A 645-nucleotide genomic window follows, 5' to 3' on the forward strand; every position below is an offset into this window, starting at 1 on the left:
TGCAACATGCGCCGAGCGTCAATCAACAAACGCTTGTCAGCGTCAATCAACATCGGCATCATCAACCTCGCCGCGACATTCTCATCTTGTTTGTCGCGCGTCTCTCATCCAGATTGTCGCGCCACAGACAGCCCTAAATAGCTGTGAGTCGGACGCGCGAAGCAATAGATGCAGCCGTGCTCGCAGCCGCGATAAGGATTGAGCGAAACGCGAAACGGAATGTCCGGAGAAGCATTGCGCGTAAGGATGCTTTTCGCGCGTTCCTCGAAGATCTGGGTTTTGAGGCGCGACGTGCCGCCGTCTTCACTGTCGGGCGCCCAACCGTCATCGAACGTTTCCCGCTCGTCGCGCTCGTATCGGCCCTGAATATTCGTGACAGCGCCCCGGCCCTTGCGGGGCTCGGGCGGGGCAACGGGATATTCGTCATCGCACATGTCCATGACGACATGTTTTACTGTATATACATACAGTGCGTCAAGCGTTTGACAATGTCCGGTGCCAAGTTCCCGGCTGACGGCGAGCGCGGTCGGGCGCGCAAAGCAAAAACCCCCGGTTCGCATGTTGCGAACCGGGGGTTTTCAATGGGGAGCCTGACGATTACCTACTTTCACACGGGCAATCCGCACTATCATCGGCGTGGAGTCG

1 pseudogene is annotated in these 645 nt (G+C 57.7%); it reads right to left on the reverse strand.

From position 1 onward, the window contains the following. Positions 1–125 precede the first annotated feature (125 nt). Positions 126–440: pseudogene (locus tag GWC77_RS29900) on the reverse strand (radical SAM protein); the annotation flags it as partial. Between the last annotated feature and the right edge of the window lie 205 nt (positions 441–645).

Source organism: Paraburkholderia sp. NMBU_R16, assembly GCF_013282575.1.
Lineage (GTDB): Bacteria > Pseudomonadota > Gammaproteobacteria > Burkholderiales > Burkholderiaceae > Trinickia.